Genomic DNA, 19,280 nt, shown 5'->3' with positions numbered 1-19,280 from the left:
GTTTGCTGGTAAAACGCAATTGTGTGTAATTAAAACATTGTTATCTGATTTTCGTTGACATAGAGACGGGGGTGGGGTATATACGCCACCACTGTTCAGCGGCGAACGCCAACAAGAGAAAAGGCCCTTTCGAGGGCCTTTTGGTGTTTTACGGCCGATAGCAGTAACCCTTTAAATTCACTGAGAAAGGAGTTCCCCGCCGGAGCATCCGGAGCCATGGAACGGGCGCTTACACCCATCCGGCAAAGCCGATACCACTTCCCCTTTATTACTTATGCGAATAGCTCTCATTATTGCAGGATTACTCTCCCTGATCGTAGTTTCCACCAATCAGGCCTATGTGCGCCAGGATTCGAGACCGACGGACAGCGCAGCCGTGGAATTGTACCGGGGAGAACTGCAGATCATTGAAAAAGGAACCTCCCTGGAAGAGCGTTGGCGGCAGGTTCCGGCCATTGCCGCTGCCTTTGCCCGCAGGACCGACGAAAAACGAGCGTGGCACCTGGCGAAACTCTGCTACCTGAAGACTCTCGGCACTACCTTTATTCCGCTTGACCTTGCGGAGATCGCCCTGGCCGAGACCGGCGGTCATGGTCTGGTGGGGAAATCGGTTTCCCCTCGTGGTGCCCTCGGTGTCTGGCAGCTGATGCCGGTTCGGGCAAAAAGTCACGGTTATGCACCCGAAGAGATGGCCGACGACGCAAAATGTGCCGATGCAGCCGTTCGGGAACTGTTGTGCAAGATGGCGATGGCGGGCGGTAATCTGCCCCTTGCCAAGCGGTATTACTGCGGTACCGGCGCCGAGGCACGGATGTATGCCGTCCGCATCCGCCAGTATCACCGCGAACTGATGAGCGAGATGCAGTCGTTGACGACCCGGCAGGCGGTGATCGGCATCAATCAGTTTCCGTCATAACGTAACGGACCAGCCGCAGCCGGCTGACTGCACGGAGCAATGACAGTGAAGAGAATCCTGGCCCTTGTTTTTCTGGTTATCACCGGTTGTACCATGTTCGTTGCCGAACCGACGGTGACGGTGCAACGTGCCAACATTATCAACCTGGATACCCGCGGGGTCGATCTGGAGTTTTTGTTGGCGGTCCAGAACCCCAATTCTTACGGGATTACCCTGAACGGCTACCACTACGATCTCCAGGTCGTCACCCTCCCTGTTGCCCGGGGAGGGGCCAGGGAGCGGGTCGAGTTCAGAGGTAAGGGGACCACCGATTTCCGGCTCCCGGTCAGGATCGAATATAAAGATCTGCTTGCGATCATGAAGCGTCGCCCCGATCCGGACAAGATCCCCTACCGGCTGCAGGCCGACCTGGACGTGGAAACTCCCGTGGGCCAACTGCTCATCCCGATCGACAAGGTCGATGCCTTTACCGTTCCCGATCACTACCGCCCTTCCTTTTATCTGAAAGAGATCCCGGAATTCGTACGACAACTGCTTAAATAAAGGATTGAGGTACGAGGATAGGGGATCGAAGGTCTGGTTCTTCCTCGGTCCTTTATCCTCGTAACTTGTTTGTTGGCCTGTACAAAGGTGTGCCCATCTGCTATAAACGGACGGATTCCATACCTATCAGGAGCTGCATATGAGCAGGATCGGCGACACCTTTGCCCGCTTGGGCAAAACCGGGGACAAGGCCCTGATTACCTTCATTACTGCCGGCGACCCGGACCTGACGGCCACCGCCGGGCTTATCCCCCGCATGGCCGCGGCCGGGGCCGACATCATCGAGCTCGGGGTGCCGTTTTCCGACCCAATGGCCGACGGTCCCACGATCCAGAAGGCATCAGAGCGGGCGCTGGCGGCCGGCGCCACCCTGGCGGGAATTTTAGCCATGGTAAAGGAGGTGCGCAACTCCTGCCAGGTGCCGCTGCTTCTCATGGGGTACTACAACCCGATCTACATCTACGGGGTCGAACGTTTCTGCCGTGACGCGGTCGCTGCCGGTGTGGACGGCGTGCTGGTGGTGGACCTTCCCCCTGAGGAATCTGCCGAGCTGAAGACCGTCGCCGATCAGGCCGGTCTGGACGTAATCTTTCTCCTGACCCCGACCTCGGACGCCTCCCGGATCAAAACGGTGAACCGCCTGGGCCGGGGGTTCATCTACTACGTCTCGGTAACCGGGGTGACCGGTGCCCGTACCTCCCTTGCCGACTCCCTGTCAGCGTCGGTAACGGCGATACGGAGTCAGGTACGCCTGCCGCTGGCAGTAGGTTTCGGAATCTCCACCCCGGAGCAGGCAGCGGGTGTTGCCGCCGTAGCAGACGGCGTGGTAGTGGGAAGCGCCATTGTCAAACTGTTCGAGGAGCGTCGGGACGGGGAGTTGGTCGAGCGGGTCGCCGACATGGTGCGGGTGCTGAAGGACGGGGTTCGTTCCGGGCAAAACAATTGACTTCCAATCAGGTTTCTGGTACCAAACGCTTTTATTTTAACTAAAATTCTACCCACCTGCACCATGGGTGCCACCTGCGAGGTATCACAATGGCTTGGTTCAAGCGTGACAGAGCCCCATTCAAGGCAAACGAAGACGAAAAAAAGGTCAAGGTTCCCGAAGGGCTCTGGACCAAGTGTCAGAACTGCAGTGAGGTGATCCTCTCCAGGGATATCGAGGAGAACCTGAACGTCTGCCCCAACTGTTCCTTCCATTTCCGGGTGTCGGCCAGGAAACGGCTGGCGATCCTGCTGGACGAGGGGACGTTTGACGAGCACGATGCCAACATGGTCTCCGTCGATTTCCTGGAATTCAAGGACTCCAAGAGCTATCAGGTCCGGATCGACGCTGCCGTGGCCAAGGGGGGCTCCAAGGACGCCATCATCTGCGGGGGCGGAAAGCTCAACGGTATTCCGGTCCAGATCGGCGTCTTCGACTTCTCCTTCATGGGCGGCAGCATGGGGAGCGTGGTGGGGGAGAAGATCACCCGGGCCATCGAGCGCGGGATCGAGCAGCATACGCCGGTCATCGTCGTCTCTGCCTCGGGCGGGGCGCGCATGCAGGAGAGCATCCTCTCCCTCATGCAGATGGCCAAGACCTCGGCCGCCCTGGCCAAGCTGAAGGCCGAGGGGCTGCCGTTCGTCTCCATCCTGACCGATCCGACCACCGGTGGGGTCACCGCCAGCTTCGCCATGCTGGGGGACATCAATATGGCCGAACCGCGGGCATTGATCGGCTTCGCCGGGCCACGGGTCATCGAACAGACCATCCGGCAGAAGCTCCCCGAAGGGTTCCAGCGGGCCGAGTACCTCCTGGACCACGGCATGGTCGACCTGATCGTGGAACGCAAGGATATGAAAAAGACCCTCGGCAACATCCTTTCCATGCTCTACCATCGCTGATGGGGCGCGAACATCGTTTATCGGCGACGAGACGGGAAATGGTTACATCAGTGCGAAAAGCTACCTTAGTCGGAACATTGAACAATGCTATGATACATGTTTTCCCCACCCTCTGCCGGCTCCTCCTGTGCACCCTGCTGATCTGGGTCTCGCGGGGTGCGGCCCTGGCCGACAGTCATCCCGCCCTCCTGCAACAGGCACAGATCGACCGGCTTTCGGCGTCGGAATACCACACTCCTCTCGCGGGAGAGCCCTGTACCCCGGAGGTTTTCGGGGAGCGCATCAACATCCTGGGCCGCGACCGGGACAATTCCGCGGCCCTGGTACTGGGCGGTACCATGTTCACCCCTCCGCTGGCAGGGCTGGAGGCCCTCCCCATCGGCGCCGTATACCTGAAACACCGCTGGGACGATACCCGGTTCCGGGGGGTCTTCAGCATCTTCGTCAACGAAGCGGATGTCTCGAAGAGTGTCGGCTCCCTCCAGTTCCTGGGCCATCTGGACAATAACACCATCCCCTTTCCGACAGCGGAGATCGCCGGCGGGAGAGAAGTAAAGCGGACCTCGATCATCTGGGGGAACGTGACCGGCCGGCTTGGAGTCGGGCTGCGCCTGCCGGTGGCCCCCTTCCAGGTGGACAACGATCTCAGGGTCCAGCTCTTCTACCAGGGCGGGTATCTCTACTCAAAACGGGTATCGGATACCGGCCCGAATGTGGTCCTCCCGCCAGACACCCTGGTGCACGGACCGCTCCTCAGGCTCCGCTATGATGGCTTGGCCAGAAACCTGCTGGAGCTTCCCCACCGGGGGGTGGCTGCTGGCGTGGATGCGGAATTCATGCGGCGCGACAGCTGGTCCGACGCCAACTACGGCGGCGCCGTCTATACGCGCGACGAGACACGGGACTACTTCAAGGTATCCGGCTACCTCACCGCTGCAGCCGGCATCCCCGGCCTCTCGGAGAAGAACCGCCTGCTGATGAGCTTCTACGGCGGCTTTGCCCCCTACGGGAGTCTCGACCGCTTTTCCGCCTTCAGAATCGGGGGCGGGCCGCTCCCCTCCGAGACCGACGACCTCTACCGGCAGGTCTATCCCGGCGCCATGTTCAATCAGTTTCCCTCATCCGATTACCTGATCGGTTCCGCCGAATACCGGCGTGAACTTCTCTTCTTCCTCTATCTCCACCTGCGTGCCACCTACGCCTGGGTGAACCGGGACATCTTCACCTCCAGGCGCCTGAAGTTTCTGGACCAACGCGGCGAGGCCTACTCCGCCGCCATTACCAGCGGTTTTCTGTGGGACTCGGAGCTCTACCTGGAGTATGCCTACGATACGAGCATCCTGCGTAACGGCTCATCGGGAAACACCATCAGCGTTCTCTGGTCAAAGGGATTCTGACGCCGGCCGATTCGCTCCCATTTAAAAACCCCGCGCCTTTCGACGCGGGGTTTTTTTAGTCGCAACTGATGCTTTGGTTCCACTCTCCAGCTAAAGTCCGGACCTCAGCGTAATGGCTGGAGGCGTGTTGCCGGTGGTCGGCACGCTGCCGGTGGTCAGATCGAGGTGCTGCAGGCTCCCCGAGGCAATCTTGCCGCCTCCCCAACCGAACACGTTCACCCCATAGTAGGCGCCGGCAAGGGGGGTGGTCGTCGTGCCGCCCGGAAGATTCAGGACGGTGTACTGACCGCCGCCTGCCGCTATGAGTGAGTCCACCTGATAACTGTCAATGACCAGTCCGCCGTGGGTAATGAAAAGGTGCCCCTTGGTCAGCCCCGTCAGCGTTAAGGGGATGGTGACATTGGCGGTGATGGAATTGGCGCTGGGAAGGGCGGCCAGGACGCTCGGCGCAAAGCTGACCGGCGACGCGCCGTTGGCAACGGTAACCGGGGTTCCCCTGCCGTAGAAGGATGCTTCGACTATGGCGGAGAAACTCCCTTGGCTGGTGGTGTCGGCTGTGAAGGCTCCCACGGTCTGGGCAGCGTTATCGAAGCTGGCCACCTGTATCGGTCCGGTGGAAAGCTCGATCGGGGCGAAAAACTTGCCGGTGTAGGGGTTCAGGTGGCGGTAACGGACCTCGTAGGGGATTGAGTCACCCGCGATGGTCTGGTAGAAGTTCAGCCAGGCGCCGGAAGGGTGGTAGGCATTCTGGAGCTGGGCCGTGAACTCGCTCCCCGTCTGCATGGCGATCGTCCCCAGGTTTACGCCGGATGCGATGGTGGTTCCCTTGTGGACCTTGACCCCCTTGACGATGGCGGTCTGAACGTTGCGGCCCCGCAGGAGGATATCGTAGGTGGCGGTGGTGGCGGTGCCGAAGACCGGCAGCGGGTAGAGGTTGAACTTACCGGTCGTCTTGTCCACCGAGGTCCAACGGCGGACGATGCGGTAGGTCTTGTTGGCAGCGACCTGTTCCGCCTTGATGACGAAGCGGCTGGTTGTGAGATTGCCGAAAGAGACCTTGCCGGTGATCGAGGCGACACGATTCATGTCAAAGTAGCCGAGCCGTGGCTTCAGGATGAACTCGGTCTGATTGTTGGGGGAGACCTTGACCACGTCGTTGTTCAGGTTGAAGTCAAGGACCAGTTTGACGCTTGCCCCGGCGGTCACTACTACCGGCGATTCCGGGACCAGCTTGATTCCTTCGGCCGCAGAGGGGACCCGGAGAGGATAGTGGGTCGTGTCATTGGGCAGCTGCACCTCGTTGTTGTACGTGAGCCCCGTTATTGACCCCATGTATGAGCCTTCGGTCGGCGCCAGGATGATCCTGATCTGCTGGTATTTCCCCTCCGGGAGCTTGATCCCGCTGAAAAGAGACTTGCCGTTGGTGTCGGCGTACACCGTGCCGTTCGCCAGTTGGGCCAGGTCCACCGTTACCGGCGCCGGAAGGGTCTGCACCTGCCAGTCGCTTGTCTGGACGGCCCGGTTGGCGGTATACGACTTGAACACATGGTTCGTGCTGAACAGCCTGAACCCCTTGGTGTCGACGGTGTGAAACGCTACTGCCCTGACCGTAACGTACACATGGGCATAGTCAATGGAGGCCGCGTCGGTCACGTCCACGTCGACCGTGCCGGCCGGGGTCGTGTCGCCGGGGCTGGAGCTTCCGCAGCCGGCAAGCAGGAGCGCCAGGGAAAACATGGCCACTGCCGGACGTAAAATTCTTCCAATACCTTTCATTGTCGTTCTCCTTTTCACTGTGTGGCTGGATGTCTGTCTGTCAAGGGATGGCGGGCGGCGCTATTTCGCCGTTACTTCCCGCTCGTTGTGCTTCTTCCGGTAGATATCCCGGCTGGCCCGGTTCTGCTCCCGCCGTAGTTTGGCCCGCTCTTTTTTGGTCAGATTGCCGTCGGCCTTCATCCTCGCTTCGTCCTGTTTGATCCTGGCCTGCTCGGTCTCCAGACGGCCGGCTTCTTTGGGAGTCAGCTCGCCGCTCTTGATTCCCTGTTGGATACGTTTCTCCTGGTTCTGCTCCCGCTGCTGGATGCCGGGATCATTGGTATTGCCTGCGTAGACCGCTGTAGCGAGAAGCGCTGAGGTGAAAGAAGCAATCGCGATTGTCCTGATACGGTTCATTATGGTCTCCTGGTGTGGTGTGAATAGTTCTGTTGCGGGCAAGTCAAGACCGAGCGCCTGAAGGCTGACGGCCTGCCGTGGCGGTGCATACGTCACATTAATGGGCTATGCGTAGATTGTTGTCGGGGGAGCTCGGGGGTTTTGCGGAATACTGAAAGAGGGGGTGTAGGTGCTGACAATCTCGTGGTCGAATTGTCCGTCGACAGGTTCGGGGAGGAGAATGTGAAACTGGAGGGGAGTGTCGTTGGCCGCTAAGTCATTGGCAACCTTGCAGATAATGCAGTCGGGATGAACGCGGAAGTCGACGTGATGATGAAAGGAGGTCACCATTACCGTGGTAACCAGAAGCACGATCAGCAGGATTGCGATGTTCAGGCTGCATCTCTGGCGAAACATCATCCGCTCCGGTCTGACAATAGCTGCTCACGATGTCTATCGGGATATGCCGGGAGAACTTTAATGATAAAGGGGCTGTGTTTAACTTGTAACATTCGAGAAGAAAAATGGTCCCCTTGCCAGCCTGTGCCGAGGGTATGCGTACCGCACCGTTTTTGAACTTTTCCCCTTTCCTGTTATAGTCATGACCACCTGTTCATGACTTAGAGCTTGTCCGTAAATAAGCTTTGCGATCCCGCAACCCGTCTTCAGAGCACCTTTGCCCCGGCCTCAATCACAAAATCCTCGACATGGCCCTGCTATGCCTGCGGTTTTGCTCAATCGGCCAAGTCAAATCTGCCCCAAAGCCGGGCGCACTCTTCGCGGCAGTTATTTACGGACAAGCTCTAATTTCCATCCGGAAGCAACTATTTGTGGCCGAAAGAAGGGAGCTGCCATGAAAATAATTGTTCTGCTCGTGATCCTTATTACCAGCCTCGCGAGACCCTGCGCCCATGGTGCATCAGCCGGCGAGTCCGGGGGGGATGCCGGGCCGCCGGTGGTCCTCATGGAGACCAGTCTGGGGAGGATCAGGATACAGCTCGAACCGGAACGGGCACCGGTCACGGTGAAAAACTTCCTCGACTACGTGGAGAGCGGTTTCTACGACAACACCATCTTCCATCGGGTGGTGAAGAACTTCGTGATCCAGGGGGGAGCGTACAGTACCGACCTGCAGCGCAAACCGACCGGTGCCCCGATCGGGAACGAAGCTGCCAACGGCCTGAAGAACAGAAGGGGCGCCATTGCCATGGCCAGGGGGGTGGCAGTGGATTCGGCCAGTGCCGAGTTCTTCATCAATGTTGCCGACAACCCCATTCTCAACCATCAGGACGACTCCATCCAGGGGTATGGCTATGCCGTGTTCGGCAGGGTGATCGAGGGGATGACGGTGGTGGACCGGATTCAGAGAGTGGAGACGGCAAAAAGGAAGGGGCTGCGAAAGGTTCCGAAGGTGCCGGTGGTGATCAAGTCGGTGCGGGTAATCCGATAGCGTGCTGTTACAACGGCGGAGTGCCGACGATCAGTACTTTGGGGCCATAGTTGATCTTTTGGAGCCGTCCCGTGTCGCGGTGTGAGCCGACCACCCACTCGTAGAGCCTCCTGGCGTCCGTGAGGCCCGGGGTTTGCGGCGTCTCGTAATACTGCTTCTGCATCTCCTCGTCGTAGAGGCCGATGCAGCCGTGGGATGCCGGAACTCCGGGCAGGTCGCGGCCGTGGAGCCAGTAGGTCACCCACATCAGCTTGTCGACATAGAATCTCAGGGCATAGTGCATCGGATAGGGGGTGTCGGTCGTCTCAATCGCGTACTGGTCCGACTCGTGCCGTCGGTCAATGGCATCGATCCTGAACTCACCGTTCGGGACCCGGTGCCCCTCGACGCCGACCGCCACGGGGGCGGAAAAGATGAGCCTGCCGAATTCGTATGCCCCGAGAAACAGCTCGGCCTGATCCACCAGGATGAATTTCTCCTCGTTGGCTGCCGGCGGGAAGAAAGCCGGCATCGGCGTGAATCCCCTGATCGTTTCGAGCTGTTTCGGCACCTTGATCGATTTGCCGCGGACGAAGTGGCGCCGGTCCAGCCGGTTGAAGCGGAGCACGTCCTGCCACTGCTCACCGAACAGGCTGGTCGGAGTGTCCTTTTTCCCGATGGTCCGGCATTCCCACGCGATGCGGTCATCGCTGGGAAAGTGGATGTCGCAGAGCGGCTCCATACCGAAAGGCGCAGCTACGGCCACCGCAGTGCAGAGCAGGTAAAATAGGAGAATGTGGCCAGTGAGTGCGAGCGGTTTCATCATGTCATTCATTAACCAGGCAGTAGGCTGAGCACGATAACCGTAACAACTGTTCGGCCAATGTCAAATCGGCCGGGCAGCAGGATTCCCCCTCGCCCTATGAGTCCTCAATCCAGGGATAACGCCTGGACTTTCCCCTGCCGATTGCCTATAATCCCGGCCTGCCATGACCTACCGGGAAACCCTGACATACCTCTACTCCTTAGGCCGTTTCGGCATGAAGCCGGGGCTGGAACGGATCACCGCCATCCTGGCGGCGCTCGGCAGGCCCCAGGAGCGGATTTCCATCGTGCAGGTGGCCGGGACCAACGGCAAGGGCTCTACCGCTGCCTTCCTCGCTGCCATCGGCACGGCTGCCGGACTGCGGACCGGTTTGTTCTCCTCTCCCCACCTGACCAGCTTTACCGAGCGGTTCCGGGTCGACAGCAAAGAAATTGAGCCGGAACGGGTGGTGAAACTGGCTGCCCACGTCATGGCCGTGGCGCCGCCGGAAGCGACGTTCTTCGAGATCGTCACCGCCATGGCCTTTCAGTACTTTGCCGAGGAGAGGGTCGATCTGGCAATCATGGAGACCGGCATGGGGGGGCGCTGGGACGCTACCAACGCGGCCTGCGGTATCCTCTCGATCATCACTTCCATCGGCCTGGACCATTGCCAGTACCTGGGCGATACCGTCGCGGCCATTGCCGGCGAGAAGGCGGGCATCATCAAGCCGGGGAGGCCGGTAGTGACGGCCCGCCAGGAGCCGGAGGCCTGGCAGGTTATCGAGGAGCGTTGCCGGGAGCTGACCAGCCCGCTCTATTGCAGCGGCGATCGTTTCACCGCTGCCTGGGAGGCCGAAGGGCTTGCGTATCGTGGACTCGGTGTAACCCTGACCGGGCTTTGCCCCGGCATCGGTGGCCGCTACCAGGCGGAAAACGCCGGCTGTGCCCTGGCTGCGGCCGAACTTTTGCTGAAGAGCGGGTTTCCAATCACCGGTGAAGCGATGCGGGGCGGCATAGCAGATGCCCGCTGGCCCGGCCGGATGGAGCTCTTTCCCGGTAGGCCGCCGATCCTCCTGGACGGTGCCCACAACCCGGCAGGTGCCACGGCCCTGGCCGAGTCGCTTGCAGATTTTCGCCGGCAGCGGCTCATCATGGTGCTGGGGGTCATGTGCGACAAGGAGTTGTCCGGTATTCTTTCGCCCCTTCTTCCCCTTGTCGATCTGGTCCTGGCTATTACCCCGAACCTGGAGCGTGCCATGCCGGCTGCGGAGCTGGCCAATGCCTGCACGGCACGGGGGGCGGCTGCAACGGCTGCCGGGTCGGTGGCCGAGGGGCTGGCACAGGCCCGGGCCGCGGCCGGACCGGCCGACCTGATCCTGGTCTGCGGTTCCCTGTTCACCGTCGGCGAGGCCCGGTCGCTTCTCACCAACAGTGCCTATGAGCCGTTTCGGGGATAAGAGTTCAATGTTCAAGGTTCAAGGTTCAAGGTTCGGGAATTCTCTTACAACGGGTTCTTCTGTTGTGCATTGCCACCCGTCTGTCATGGCCTGCTGCTTGGTCATTTTTGTGGTAAGTTCTGTCAAGCCCGCTGTAGCGGCCGAACTGCCGGCTGCGGATAAGCTGACCATCCAGGCCGATACCATGTCGTTCGACGAAAAGAGCAACATGCTCAGTGCCGTGGGTATGGTTAAGGCCTATTGGCAGGAAACGACGCTCAAGGCCGATAGTGCCACCATTGATCGGAGCGGCACCGAGGCGACCGCTGTCGGACATGTGGAGCTCAGACGCGACGGCGACCGGCTCACCGCCGACCGGCTCAAGATTGCCATCGATACTGAACAGGGCGAGGTGGAGAACGGTTACCTCTTCCTGAAACAGCCCAATTTCCACCTCCGAGGGGCGCGGTTCGCCAAGACCGGCAAAGCCGACTACCACCTGGCAAAAGGTTCCTTCACCACTTGCGACGGTGACTCACCCAGCTGGCACTTCACGGCCGACAACCTTGACCTCACCCTGGAGGAGTACGCCACCGGCCGCAACGCTGTCTTTTCCATCGGCAGCGTTCCCGTGTTCTACCTTCCCTACGTGGTCTTTCCGGTCAAGACCGAGCGCCAGTCCGGCCTGCTGTTTCCCCGGCTGGGGAGTTCCGGCAAGAAGGGGGTCTATCTCGATGTCCCCTGGTACTGGGCGATCTCTCCCAGCCGTGACGCCACCATCGACCTCGACCTGCAGAGCAAGCGCGGCGTCGGGGTGGGTGTTGACTACCGCTACCTGGGCGGTTCGGACAGCGACGGGCGGCTGAAAGGGTACCTCATCTACGATACCCGCCAAGACCGCGCCCGGGGCGACCTGAACCTGCAACTGCGGGAAAACCGCCTGCCGCTCCGGTTTAAGGCCGACGTCCAGCAGGCCCTGGACCGGGACTTTTACCGGGACTACGGGATAGAGAGCGGCGAGTACAACCGCCAGTATCTGGATACCACAGTATCACTGTCTCGCTCCTGGCGGGATTACGGCGCCGCCCTGGAATTCCGCGCCCTTGACAATTTGGAGACCGCAAGCAATGATACCACGCTCCAGCGGCTCCCCCGGTTGACCATCGATAATGCGGGAGAGCGGCTCGGTGGACTGCCGCTCTTCTTCACCCTGGAGTCGGCGGCCACCAACTTCTACCGGGAGGCGGGGAGCATCGGCCAGCGGCTTGAGGCCGCTCCCCGGCTCGCCTGGCACCAGCCGCTGCTGCCCGGAATCGGCCTGGAAACGTGGGGCGGGTTCCGGCAGAGGCTCTACCATGCCGACCGGAGCGATAGTGGCGAAGGGTGGCGCGGGGTCGGGTTGGCGGAGGGAGGGGCGGCGCTCCACGGCCGCTTTGCCCGGGTTTTCCCGGTAGCCTGGGGCGAGACAATGCGGCTCCGGCACGAACTGCAACCGGAGATCGGCTATCGGGTGATCGAGTCAAAGGATCAGTCCGATCTGCCGTTTTTCGACTACGACGACCGTTCCGTCGGTGGAGAGCAGTTCTACTGGTCGGTAGCCAGTGCAGTTACCGGCCGCAGCGGTACGGGTGATGCGGTACGGTACCGGGACCTACTTTACCTGCGGTTGAGCCAGGCATATCAACTTTCCGGCGGCCGGCGCGATCTCCTGACCCTTGTGGACGATGGTCGTCGCTTCACCGACCTGCGCTTGGAGGCTCGCATTGCCCCTGTCGAACATTTCGCGGTCACCACAGATACCCGTTTTACCACCCAGCGGGGTGACGTTGCCACCGCTGCGGTCGGTTTGGAGGCGGACGACAGGCAGGGGAACCGGGCCGGGCTTGTCTACCGCTACGGCCGGGACCAACTGGAGTACCTGGAGGGGAAACTGGCCGTGGCCAGCATCAGGCCGTTCACTGCCAGTTACGCGGCCAGATACTCGTTCGACCGTCCCGGCTTCCTGGAATCGCTCTATACCGTCGAGTACCGCCACCAGTGCTGGAGTCTGATGTTCTCCTTCCGGGACCGTTCGGATAACCGGGAGTTCATGGTTACCTTCAATCTGGCCGGCATCGGGGCGCTGGGGCCAATGAAGGCGTTCTAACGCTGGTTTTTCAGCCTGCAATATGTTACTGTGCCACCGTTTATTCACCCAGAGAACCGGAGTTCCCCAATGACAGATACCTTTATTCCCCGTTCGCTGCTCGTCACCGGCGGGGCCGGCTTTATCGGCTCCAATTTTATCCACCACTACCTGACCGCCAACCCTGACTGCCGGCTGGTCAACCTGGACTGCCTCACCTATGCCGGCAACCTGCGAAACCTGGCCGGGGTGGAGCAGAACCCCAATTACCGCTTCGTGAAGGGGGACATCGGCGACGCCCCGCTGGTGGCCGGACTGCTGGCGCAGGAGAAGGTCGATGCCGTGATCCACTTTGCGGCCGAGTCCCATGTCGACCGCTCCATTTCCGGACCGGAGATCTTTGTCCGGACCAACGTCCTCGGTACCCAGGTCCTCTTGGAGGAGAGCCGCAAGCACTGGGCGTCCGGAGCGGTCAATGAGTTCCGGTTCTTCCAGATCTCCACCGACGAGGTCTACGGTAGTCTCGGCTCTACCGGCTTCTTCACCGAGGAGACCCCTCTGGCAGCCAACTCACCCTATTCGGCGAGCAAGGCCGGGGCCGACCTGCTGGTGCGGGCCTACCATGAGACCTTCGGTTTCCCGACTCTGAACACCCGTTGCTCCAACAACTACGGTCCGTATCACTTTCCGGAAAAGCTGATTCCGCTCATGATCCACAACATCATGAAGAAAAGGCCGCTGCCGGTGTACGGTGACGGCAGAAACATCCGGGACTGGCTCCATGTGCGTGATCATGCCCGGGGTGTGGAAGCGGTGCTGAAGGGGGCCGTGCCCGGTTCGGTCTACAACATCGGCGGCAATAACGAATGGCAGAACATCGACATTGTGCACCTGGTTTGCGATCTGCTGGACGATCGGCTGGGGAGATCGGTCGGCGAGAGCCGCGGTCTCATCACCTTTGTCAAGGACCGGCCGGGGCATGACCGGCGCTATGCCATAGATGCCGGCAAGATTCGCCGGGACCTTGGGTGGGAGCCCGCCTATACCTTCGAGTCCGGCATCAGGGAAACCATCGACTGGTACCTGGCCAACCAGGAGTGGGTGGCCAAGGTGACGTCGGGCGAGTACCAGCAGTACTACGCGGAACAGTACGAAAAGCGGTGACTGGTAACTCGTGACTCGTAACGCGAAAGTATTTACCGGTCACGAGTCACCAGTCACGAGTCACGGGGGTATAAAATGATACTGGTAGTCGGCGCCAACGGTATGCTGGGCCACGATTTGATGGAAGTGCTGGGTGGTGAGGTGCGGGGGCTGGACCTGCCGGACATCGATATCACCTCCCTGGAGTCGACCTTGCGGGTGGTCAGGACCCTGAAGCCGCGAGTGATCGTCAATGCCGCTGCCTACACCGATGTGGACGGGTGCGAAACGAACCGGGAGCTGGCCATGCAGGTCAATGGCGAAGGCGTCGGCCACCTGGCCATGGCTGCCCGGGAGATCGACGCGCTATTGGTGCATGTCAGTACCGACTACGTCTTCGATGGCAACAAGGGGACTCCCTATGAGGAGGACGACCTGACCGGGCCGGTCAGTGTCTATGGCGATTCAAAGCTGGCCGGGGAGTTGAACGCACCCTTTGCCGGCGCGTACCTGATCGTCAGGACCCAGTGGCTGTACGGTCTTCACGGCAAGAACTTCGTGGAGACCATGCTTCGCCTGGCCGGTGAGAAGACGGAGTTGACGGTGGTGGATGACCAGATCGGCTCCCCCACCTGGAGCCATGACCTGGCCTTGGCGATCAAGGCGCTCATCGACAATGGCTGCCGGGGCATCTACCATGCGGCCAACAGCGGTTACTGCTCCTGGAACGAGTTCGCCCGGGCCATCTTCGCGGAAACGGGAATGAATGTTGCTGTCAAGCCGATGACCACGGCCGAACTGAACCGTCCGGCCCGCCGACCGCTCTACTCCACCCTGGATTGCAGCAAGCTGGTGCGGGACGCCGGTTTTCAGCCCCAGCCGTGGCACGAGGCGCTGAAGGGGTACCTGAAGCTGAGAGGGTGAGTGGTTGCGTAGGGGCGATCCTTGTGATCGCCCAGATTGGGCAGACACACAGGTCTGCCCCTACCTGATAACGGAGATGACAATGGAACGCGGTGAACGTCCCTGGGGTACCTATACGGTCCTGGACGAGAAGAACGGGTACAAGATCAAACGGATCGAAGTCAAGCCGCGCGAGCGGCTCTCCCTCCAGAAGCACCACCACCGGAGCGAACACTGGATCGTCGTCTCAGGAACCGCCCAGGTGACCTGCGGCGACCGTGAGTTCACGGTCAATGTCAACGAGTCGACCTTCATCCCCATCGGCATGACCCATCGCCTGGAGAATCCCGGGGTGATCCCGCTGGTGATCATCGAGGTGCAGAGCGGAGAGTACCTGGGGGAGGACGATATCGTCCGGTTCCAGGATGACTACAACCGCTGCCCGGCTGATGAACCCGCTGCCGGGTAGGGAGGAATGCCATGACTGCGTTTGCTGAACAGCATCCCACCCGCTTGGCAGTCGGGAATGGCGGGGTGCAGAGTAGCCGCGAAACGCTTCTCGACCAGGAGTTACTGTTCACCATTCTCGACGCCATCCCCTATTTTGCCATGGTGCTTAATAGCGAGCGCCAGATCCTGGCCGCCAATACCCGCACCCTCAGCACCTTTTCCCGGGAGGACCTCGGGTCCCTGATCGGTAAGCGGACCGGCGAGGCAATAGGCTGCCTGTTCGATCGGGAAGGTACGGACGGCTGTGGCAGCGGCCCCCACTGCGGCACCTGCGGAGCACTTCGCTCCATCCTGGAAAGTCAGCAGATGATGCGGCCGGTGACCCGGGAGTGTTCCATCCTGCTCCGGGATGACATCGGAACGGCCATGGATCTTGAGGTGCTATCCACCCCGACGGTCATCGAGGGGATTCCGGTAGTCATCTGCATCTTCAAGGACATCAGCGCCGAGAAACGGCGGGACGTCCTTGAGCGGGTCTTTTTCCACGACGTGATCAATACCGCCGGCGGCATCAAGGGGATTTCCAGCCTGCTGGTGGAGGGGAAGAACCTCGACGAGGAGAAGGAGGAGGAGTACAAGCAGTGGCTGCTCGATCTTTCCGACCGGCTTATCGACGAGATTCTGCTGCAGCGCAAACTGGTGGCTGCCGAGAGCGGGGCGTTCAAACCTGAAATGATGCTGGTTTTCGTTCCCAAGCTGCTGGAAGATGTGTGGTGTCTCTACACCGGCCACGAGGTTGCAGAGGAGCGCACCCTGTGTCTGGGCGAAGTTGCCGGATGCCATATTGTCAGCGACGGCGCCATCCTGCGGCGCATCCTGGGAAATCTGGTGAAAAATGCTCTGGAGGCGACCCCGCAGGGCGGTACCGTGACCCTTTCTTCCCGGGAGGCAGACGGTGAGGTGATCTTCAGCGTCCACAACCCCGGGGTTATCTCACAGGACGTCGCCATGCAACTGTTCCGGCGTTCGTTCAGCACCAAGGCGGGCACCGGCCGCGGCATCGGTACCTACAGCATCAAGTTGTTCGGCGAGCGCTATCTGGGAGGGAAGGTCTCCTTCGAGAGCAATACTGACACCGGGACCACCTTCCGTTTCACCCTTCCTGTAACAAATTCCTGACAAATTCCTGATGGATGGCGCTCGGAGCGGAATTCCGGGCGCCCTTTTCCTGTTGAGCACACGTCCCCTTTGTGGTACCTTTACCTGTTTTTAAATCGCCATCGTGCCGGGAGACTGACTTCATGTTGGGTAACATCATAAAGAAGATCATCGGGAGCAAGAACGAACGGGAACTGAAGCGGATGTGGCCGGTCGTGGAGAAGATCAACGGTCTGGAAGCACAGTTCGCCAAGCTCACCGACGATCAGCTCAGAGATAAGACCGCCGAATTCAGGGAACGGTCTCAGCGGGGCGAGAGCCTGGAATCGCTTCTTCCGGAAGCCTTTGCCGTCTGCCGGGAAGGTGGCAAACGGGCGCTGGGGATGCGCCATTTCGATGTTCAGCTCATCGGCGGCATGGTCCTCAACAGCGGCCGGATCTCCGAGATGAAGACCGGCGAGGGGAAGACCCTGGTGGCCACCCTGCCGGCCTACCTGAACGGCATCACCGGCCGCGGGGTCCACGTGGTCACGGTCAACGACTACCTGGCCAAGCGGGACTCGGAGTGGATGGGGCAACTCTACACCTTCCTGGGGCTATCCGTCGGGGTCATTGTCCACGGTCTGGACGACGAGGAGCGTCGCGACGCCTACGCGGCCGACATCACCTACGGTACCAATAACGAGTTCGGTTTCGACTACCTGCGGGACAACATGAAGTTCGCCCTGGAGGATTACGTTCAGCGGCCGTTCTATTACGCCATCGTCGACGAGGTGGACTCCATCCTGATCGACGAGGCCAGGACCCCGCTCATCATCTCCGGCCCCACGGAGGAGTCCACCGACAAGTATTACATCATCGACCGGATCATCCCCAGTCTCAAGAAGGGGGAGGTGAAGGAGGTGGAGGCCAACACCCTGTCGGGCAAGCGGAAGACCTACACCGGCGACTTCACCGTGGACGAGAAGGGGAAGAGTGCCACCCTGACCGAAGACGGGGTCCGCAAGGTAGAGAAGCTCCTCAAGATCGACAACCTCTACGATCCGCGCAACATGGTCATCCTGCACCATGTGAACCAGGCCCTGCGGGCCCACGCCATGTACCGGAGGGACGTGGACTACGTGGTAAAGGACGGCGAGGTGATGATCGTCGACGAGTTCACCGGCCGGCTGATGCCGGGCCGCCGCTGGTCCGACGGCCTCCACCAGGCCATCGAGGCCAAGGAGGGGGTGAAGATCGAGAACGAGAACCAGACCCTGGCCACCATCACCTTCCAGAACTACTTCCGGATGTACGAAAAACTCTCCGGCATGACCGGTACCGCCGACACCGAGGCCGAGGAATTCCACAAGATCTACAACCTGGACGTGGCCGTCATCCCCACCAACCGGCCGCTTCTGCGCCCGGACTTTCCGGACGTGGTCTACAAGACCGAGCGCGAGAAGTTCACGGCGGTCATCGAGGAGATCAAGGAGTGTCACACCAAGGGGCAGCCGGTCCTGGTCGGCACCATCTCCATCGAGAAGTCCGAGGTGCTGGCCGAGATACTCAAGCGGGACGGGATTCCGCACAATGTCCTGAACGCCAAACAGCACGAGCGTGAAGCGGAGATCGTGGCCCAGGCCGGACGCAAGGGGGCGGTGACCATCGCCACCAACATGGCCGGCCGGGGTACCGACATCGTCCTCGGTGGTAACCCGGAAGCCATGGCCAAGCAGTGGCTGCGGGCCAACCCCGGGGCTGCCGACGAAGAGTACGCCGCGGTCCTGGCCAGATGCAAGGAACAGTGTGCCGCAGAACACGACGAGGTCGTAAAGCTGGGCGGCCTGCATATCCTCGGCACCGAGCGCCACGAGAGCCGCCGGATCGACAACCAGTTGCGGGGCCGTTCCGGCCGCCAGGGAGACCCGGGCTCGTCACGGTTCTACCTCTCCCTTGAAGACGACCTGCTGAGGATCTTCGGCTCCGAGCGGGTGGCCAAGATCATGGACATGCTCAAGATCGAGGAGGGGGAGGCGATCACCCACGGCCTCATCAGTAAGGCGATCGAGAATGCCCAGAAAAAGGTGGAGGCCCACAACTTCGATATCCGCAAGCACCTCATCGAGTACGACGACGTCATGAACAAGCAGCGCGAGGTGATCTACACCCAGCGCAAGGAGATCCTGGCCGGCGAGGAGATCCGCGCCAGCTTCCTGGAGATGCTGGACGAAACCATCAGCGACGTCGTGGCCGAATACGCCATCGACAAGGTCCCGGCCCACGAGTGGGACTGGCAGGGACTCACCGAAACGGTCTATAAGACCTTCGGCATCGAACTGGACCTGCCGGCCGAGACCATCGCCCGTCTCGTTCCCAACAACTTCGCAGACATGCTCAAGACGGAGACCAAGGAGCGGTTCGACGCCAAGCTCGCCCAGTTCGGCGACGAGCTGATGGATCACCTGATCAAGGTCATCATGCTCCAGTCCATCGATCAGCACTGGAAGGACCACCTCCTCTCCATCGACCATCTGAAGGAGGGGATCGGCCTGCGCGGCTATGGCCAGAAGGACCCGAAACAGGAGTACAAGAAGGAGGCTTTCAACCTCTTCATGGCCATGATCAGTCGCATTCGCGCCGAGGTGGTGGAAAAGATCTTCTGGGTCCAGCTCTCCCGGGACAATGACTTTGAAGACCTGGAGGATCACATCGAGGAGTTGGAAGAGCAGCATCAGAAGCGGCAGAAGCTGGTGTTCAACCGCGAGGACGAGGAGGCCGCCCGGCCGGTCAAGAGCGCCAAGACGGCCGGTCGCAACGATCCCTGTCCCTGCGGGAGCGGGAAGAAATTCAAGAAGTGCTGCGGCGCGTAGCCGCAAGTAGGCGACCGCCTGCGGTTCTGACGACGTTACTCACAACTGAAGTCGATTATCGCACCTGATTCTGATAGAGCATT

Annotated in this window: 17 protein-coding genes; 13 read left to right on the top strand and 4 right to left on the bottom strand. The window is 60.5% G+C overall.

The annotated features are described in order from the left end of the window. The first annotated feature begins 376 nt into the window (after nt 1–376). The 5 genes from JN12_RS03420 to JN12_RS03400 all read left to right on the top strand — a co-directional run bounded on the left by JN12_RS03420 (nt 377) and on the right by JN12_RS03400 (nt 4,743). Entirely contained in the window at nt 377–916 is a 540-nt protein-coding gene (locus JN12_RS03420; RefSeq protein ID WP_342795399.1) for a lysozyme family protein, read from the top strand. 45 nt (nt 917–961) lie between these two features. Then, nucleotides 962–1,459, top strand: a complete 498-nt coding sequence (locus JN12_RS03415; protein ID WP_145018186.1) for an LEA type 2 family protein — start codon at nt 962–964, stop codon at nt 1,457–1,459. 139 nt (nt 1,460–1,598) lie between these two features. Then, entirely contained in the window at nt 1,599–2,405 is an 807-nt protein-coding gene (gene trpA / locus JN12_RS03410) for a tryptophan synthase subunit alpha (RefSeq protein ID WP_145018183.1), read from the top strand. Between the two features lie 89 nt (nt 2,406–2,494). Continuing rightward, nucleotides 2,495–3,346: an acetyl-CoA carboxylase, carboxyltransferase subunit beta gene (gene accD, locus JN12_RS03405; protein ID WP_145018180.1), complete on the top strand. Its 852-nt coding sequence runs from the start codon at nt 2,495–2,497 to the stop codon at nt 3,344–3,346. A gap of 89 nt (nt 3,347–3,435) precedes the next feature. Further along, on the top strand, nt 3,436–4,743 hold the full coding sequence (locus JN12_RS03400) for a BamA/TamA family outer membrane protein (protein ID WP_145018177.1): 1,308 nt from the start codon (nt 3,436–3,438) through the stop codon (nt 4,741–4,743). Nucleotides 4,744–4,833: 90 nt separating this feature from the next. Here the strand turns inward: JN12_RS03400 and JN12_RS03395 are convergent, their stop codons facing one another. The 3 genes from JN12_RS03395 to JN12_RS03385 form a co-directional block, all read right to left on the bottom strand. Next, complete coding sequence (locus tag JN12_RS03395; protein ID WP_145018174.1) at nt 4,834–6,519, bottom strand: DUF4382 domain-containing protein; 1,686 nt, start codon at nt 6,517–6,519, stop codon at nt 4,834–4,836. A 60-nt stretch (nt 6,520–6,579) separates the two neighbouring features. Continuing rightward, the gene (locus JN12_RS03390; RefSeq protein ID WP_211360493.1) at nt 6,580–6,915 is read right to left on the bottom strand and encodes a hypothetical protein; all 336 of its coding nucleotides are present in this window, start codon (nt 6,913–6,915) and stop codon (nt 6,580–6,582) included. A gap of 105 nt (nt 6,916–7,020) precedes the next feature. Beyond that, nucleotides 7,021–7,311, bottom strand: coding sequence for a hypothetical protein (locus JN12_RS03385; RefSeq protein ID WP_145018149.1), 291 nt, complete (start codon nt 7,309–7,311; stop codon nt 7,021–7,023). A gap of 436 nt (nt 7,312–7,747) precedes the next feature. Here JN12_RS03385 and JN12_RS03380 point away from each other — a divergent pair, with 436 nt between their 5' ends. Further along, nucleotides 7,748–8,344 carry a peptidylprolyl isomerase gene (locus tag JN12_RS03380; protein ID WP_145018146.1) on the top strand — a complete coding sequence of 199 codons (597 nt, stop codon included), beginning with the start codon at nt 7,748–7,750 and terminating at the stop codon, nt 8,342–8,344. A 7-nt stretch (nt 8,345–8,351) separates the two neighbouring features. Here JN12_RS03380 and JN12_RS03375 read toward each other — a convergent pair whose 3' ends face one another. Next, a complete protein-coding gene (locus JN12_RS03375; protein WP_342795398.1) occupies nt 8,352–9,149 on the bottom strand; it encodes a L,D-transpeptidase in 798 nt (265 codons plus the stop codon). Nucleotides 9,150–9,312: 163 nt separating this feature from the next. On the opposite strand from JN12_RS03375, the gene JN12_RS03370 reads away from it, so the two are divergent. From JN12_RS03370 to secA, 7 genes are all read left to right on the top strand, one after another. Further along, a complete protein-coding gene (locus JN12_RS03370; protein WP_145018143.1) occupies nt 9,313–10,587 on the top strand; it encodes a bifunctional folylpolyglutamate synthase/dihydrofolate synthase in 1,275 nt (424 codons plus the stop codon). Nucleotides 10,588–10,696: 109 nt separating this feature from the next. Beyond that, nucleotides 10,697–12,712 carry an LPS-assembly protein LptD gene (locus JN12_RS03365; RefSeq protein ID WP_170241828.1) on the top strand — a complete coding sequence of 672 codons (2,016 nt, stop codon included), beginning with the start codon at nt 10,697–10,699 and terminating at the stop codon, nt 12,710–12,712. Between the two features lie 69 nt (nt 12,713–12,781). After that, nucleotides 12,782–13,855: a dTDP-glucose 4,6-dehydratase gene (rfbB, locus tag JN12_RS03360; protein WP_145018137.1), complete on the top strand. Its 1,074-nt coding sequence runs from the start codon at nt 12,782–12,784 to the stop codon at nt 13,853–13,855. 75 nt (nt 13,856–13,930) lie between these two features. Continuing rightward, a complete protein-coding gene (rfbD, locus tag JN12_RS03355; RefSeq protein ID WP_145018134.1) occupies nt 13,931–14,758 on the top strand; it encodes a dTDP-4-dehydrorhamnose reductase in 828 nt (275 codons plus the stop codon). Nucleotides 14,759–14,840: 82 nt separating this feature from the next. Continuing rightward, nucleotides 14,841–15,206: a phosphomannose isomerase type II C-terminal cupin domain gene (locus JN12_RS03350; protein WP_211360492.1), complete on the top strand. Its 366-nt coding sequence runs from the start codon at nt 14,841–14,843 to the stop codon at nt 15,204–15,206. Nucleotides 15,207–15,217: 11 nt separating this feature from the next. Then, complete coding sequence (locus JN12_RS03345) at nt 15,218–16,366, top strand: sensor histidine kinase (protein ID WP_145018128.1); 1,149 nt, start codon at nt 15,218–15,220, stop codon at nt 16,364–16,366. Between the two features lie 122 nt (nt 16,367–16,488). After that, nucleotides 16,489–19,197 carry a preprotein translocase subunit SecA gene (gene secA, locus JN12_RS03340; protein WP_145018125.1) on the top strand — a complete coding sequence of 903 codons (2,709 nt, stop codon included), beginning with the start codon at nt 16,489–16,491 and terminating at the stop codon, nt 19,195–19,197. Nucleotides 19,198–19,280: the final 83 nt, after the last annotated feature.

The sequence above is a fragment of the Geobacter argillaceus genome (assembly GCF_007830735.1).
In the GTDB taxonomy this organism is placed as follows: domain Bacteria; phylum Desulfobacterota; class Desulfuromonadia; order Geobacterales; family DSM-12255; genus Geomobilibacter; species Geomobilibacter argillaceus.
The sequence above is the reverse complement of the archived record's forward strand: the minus strand, read 5'-3'. Positions and strand labels throughout refer to the sequence as shown.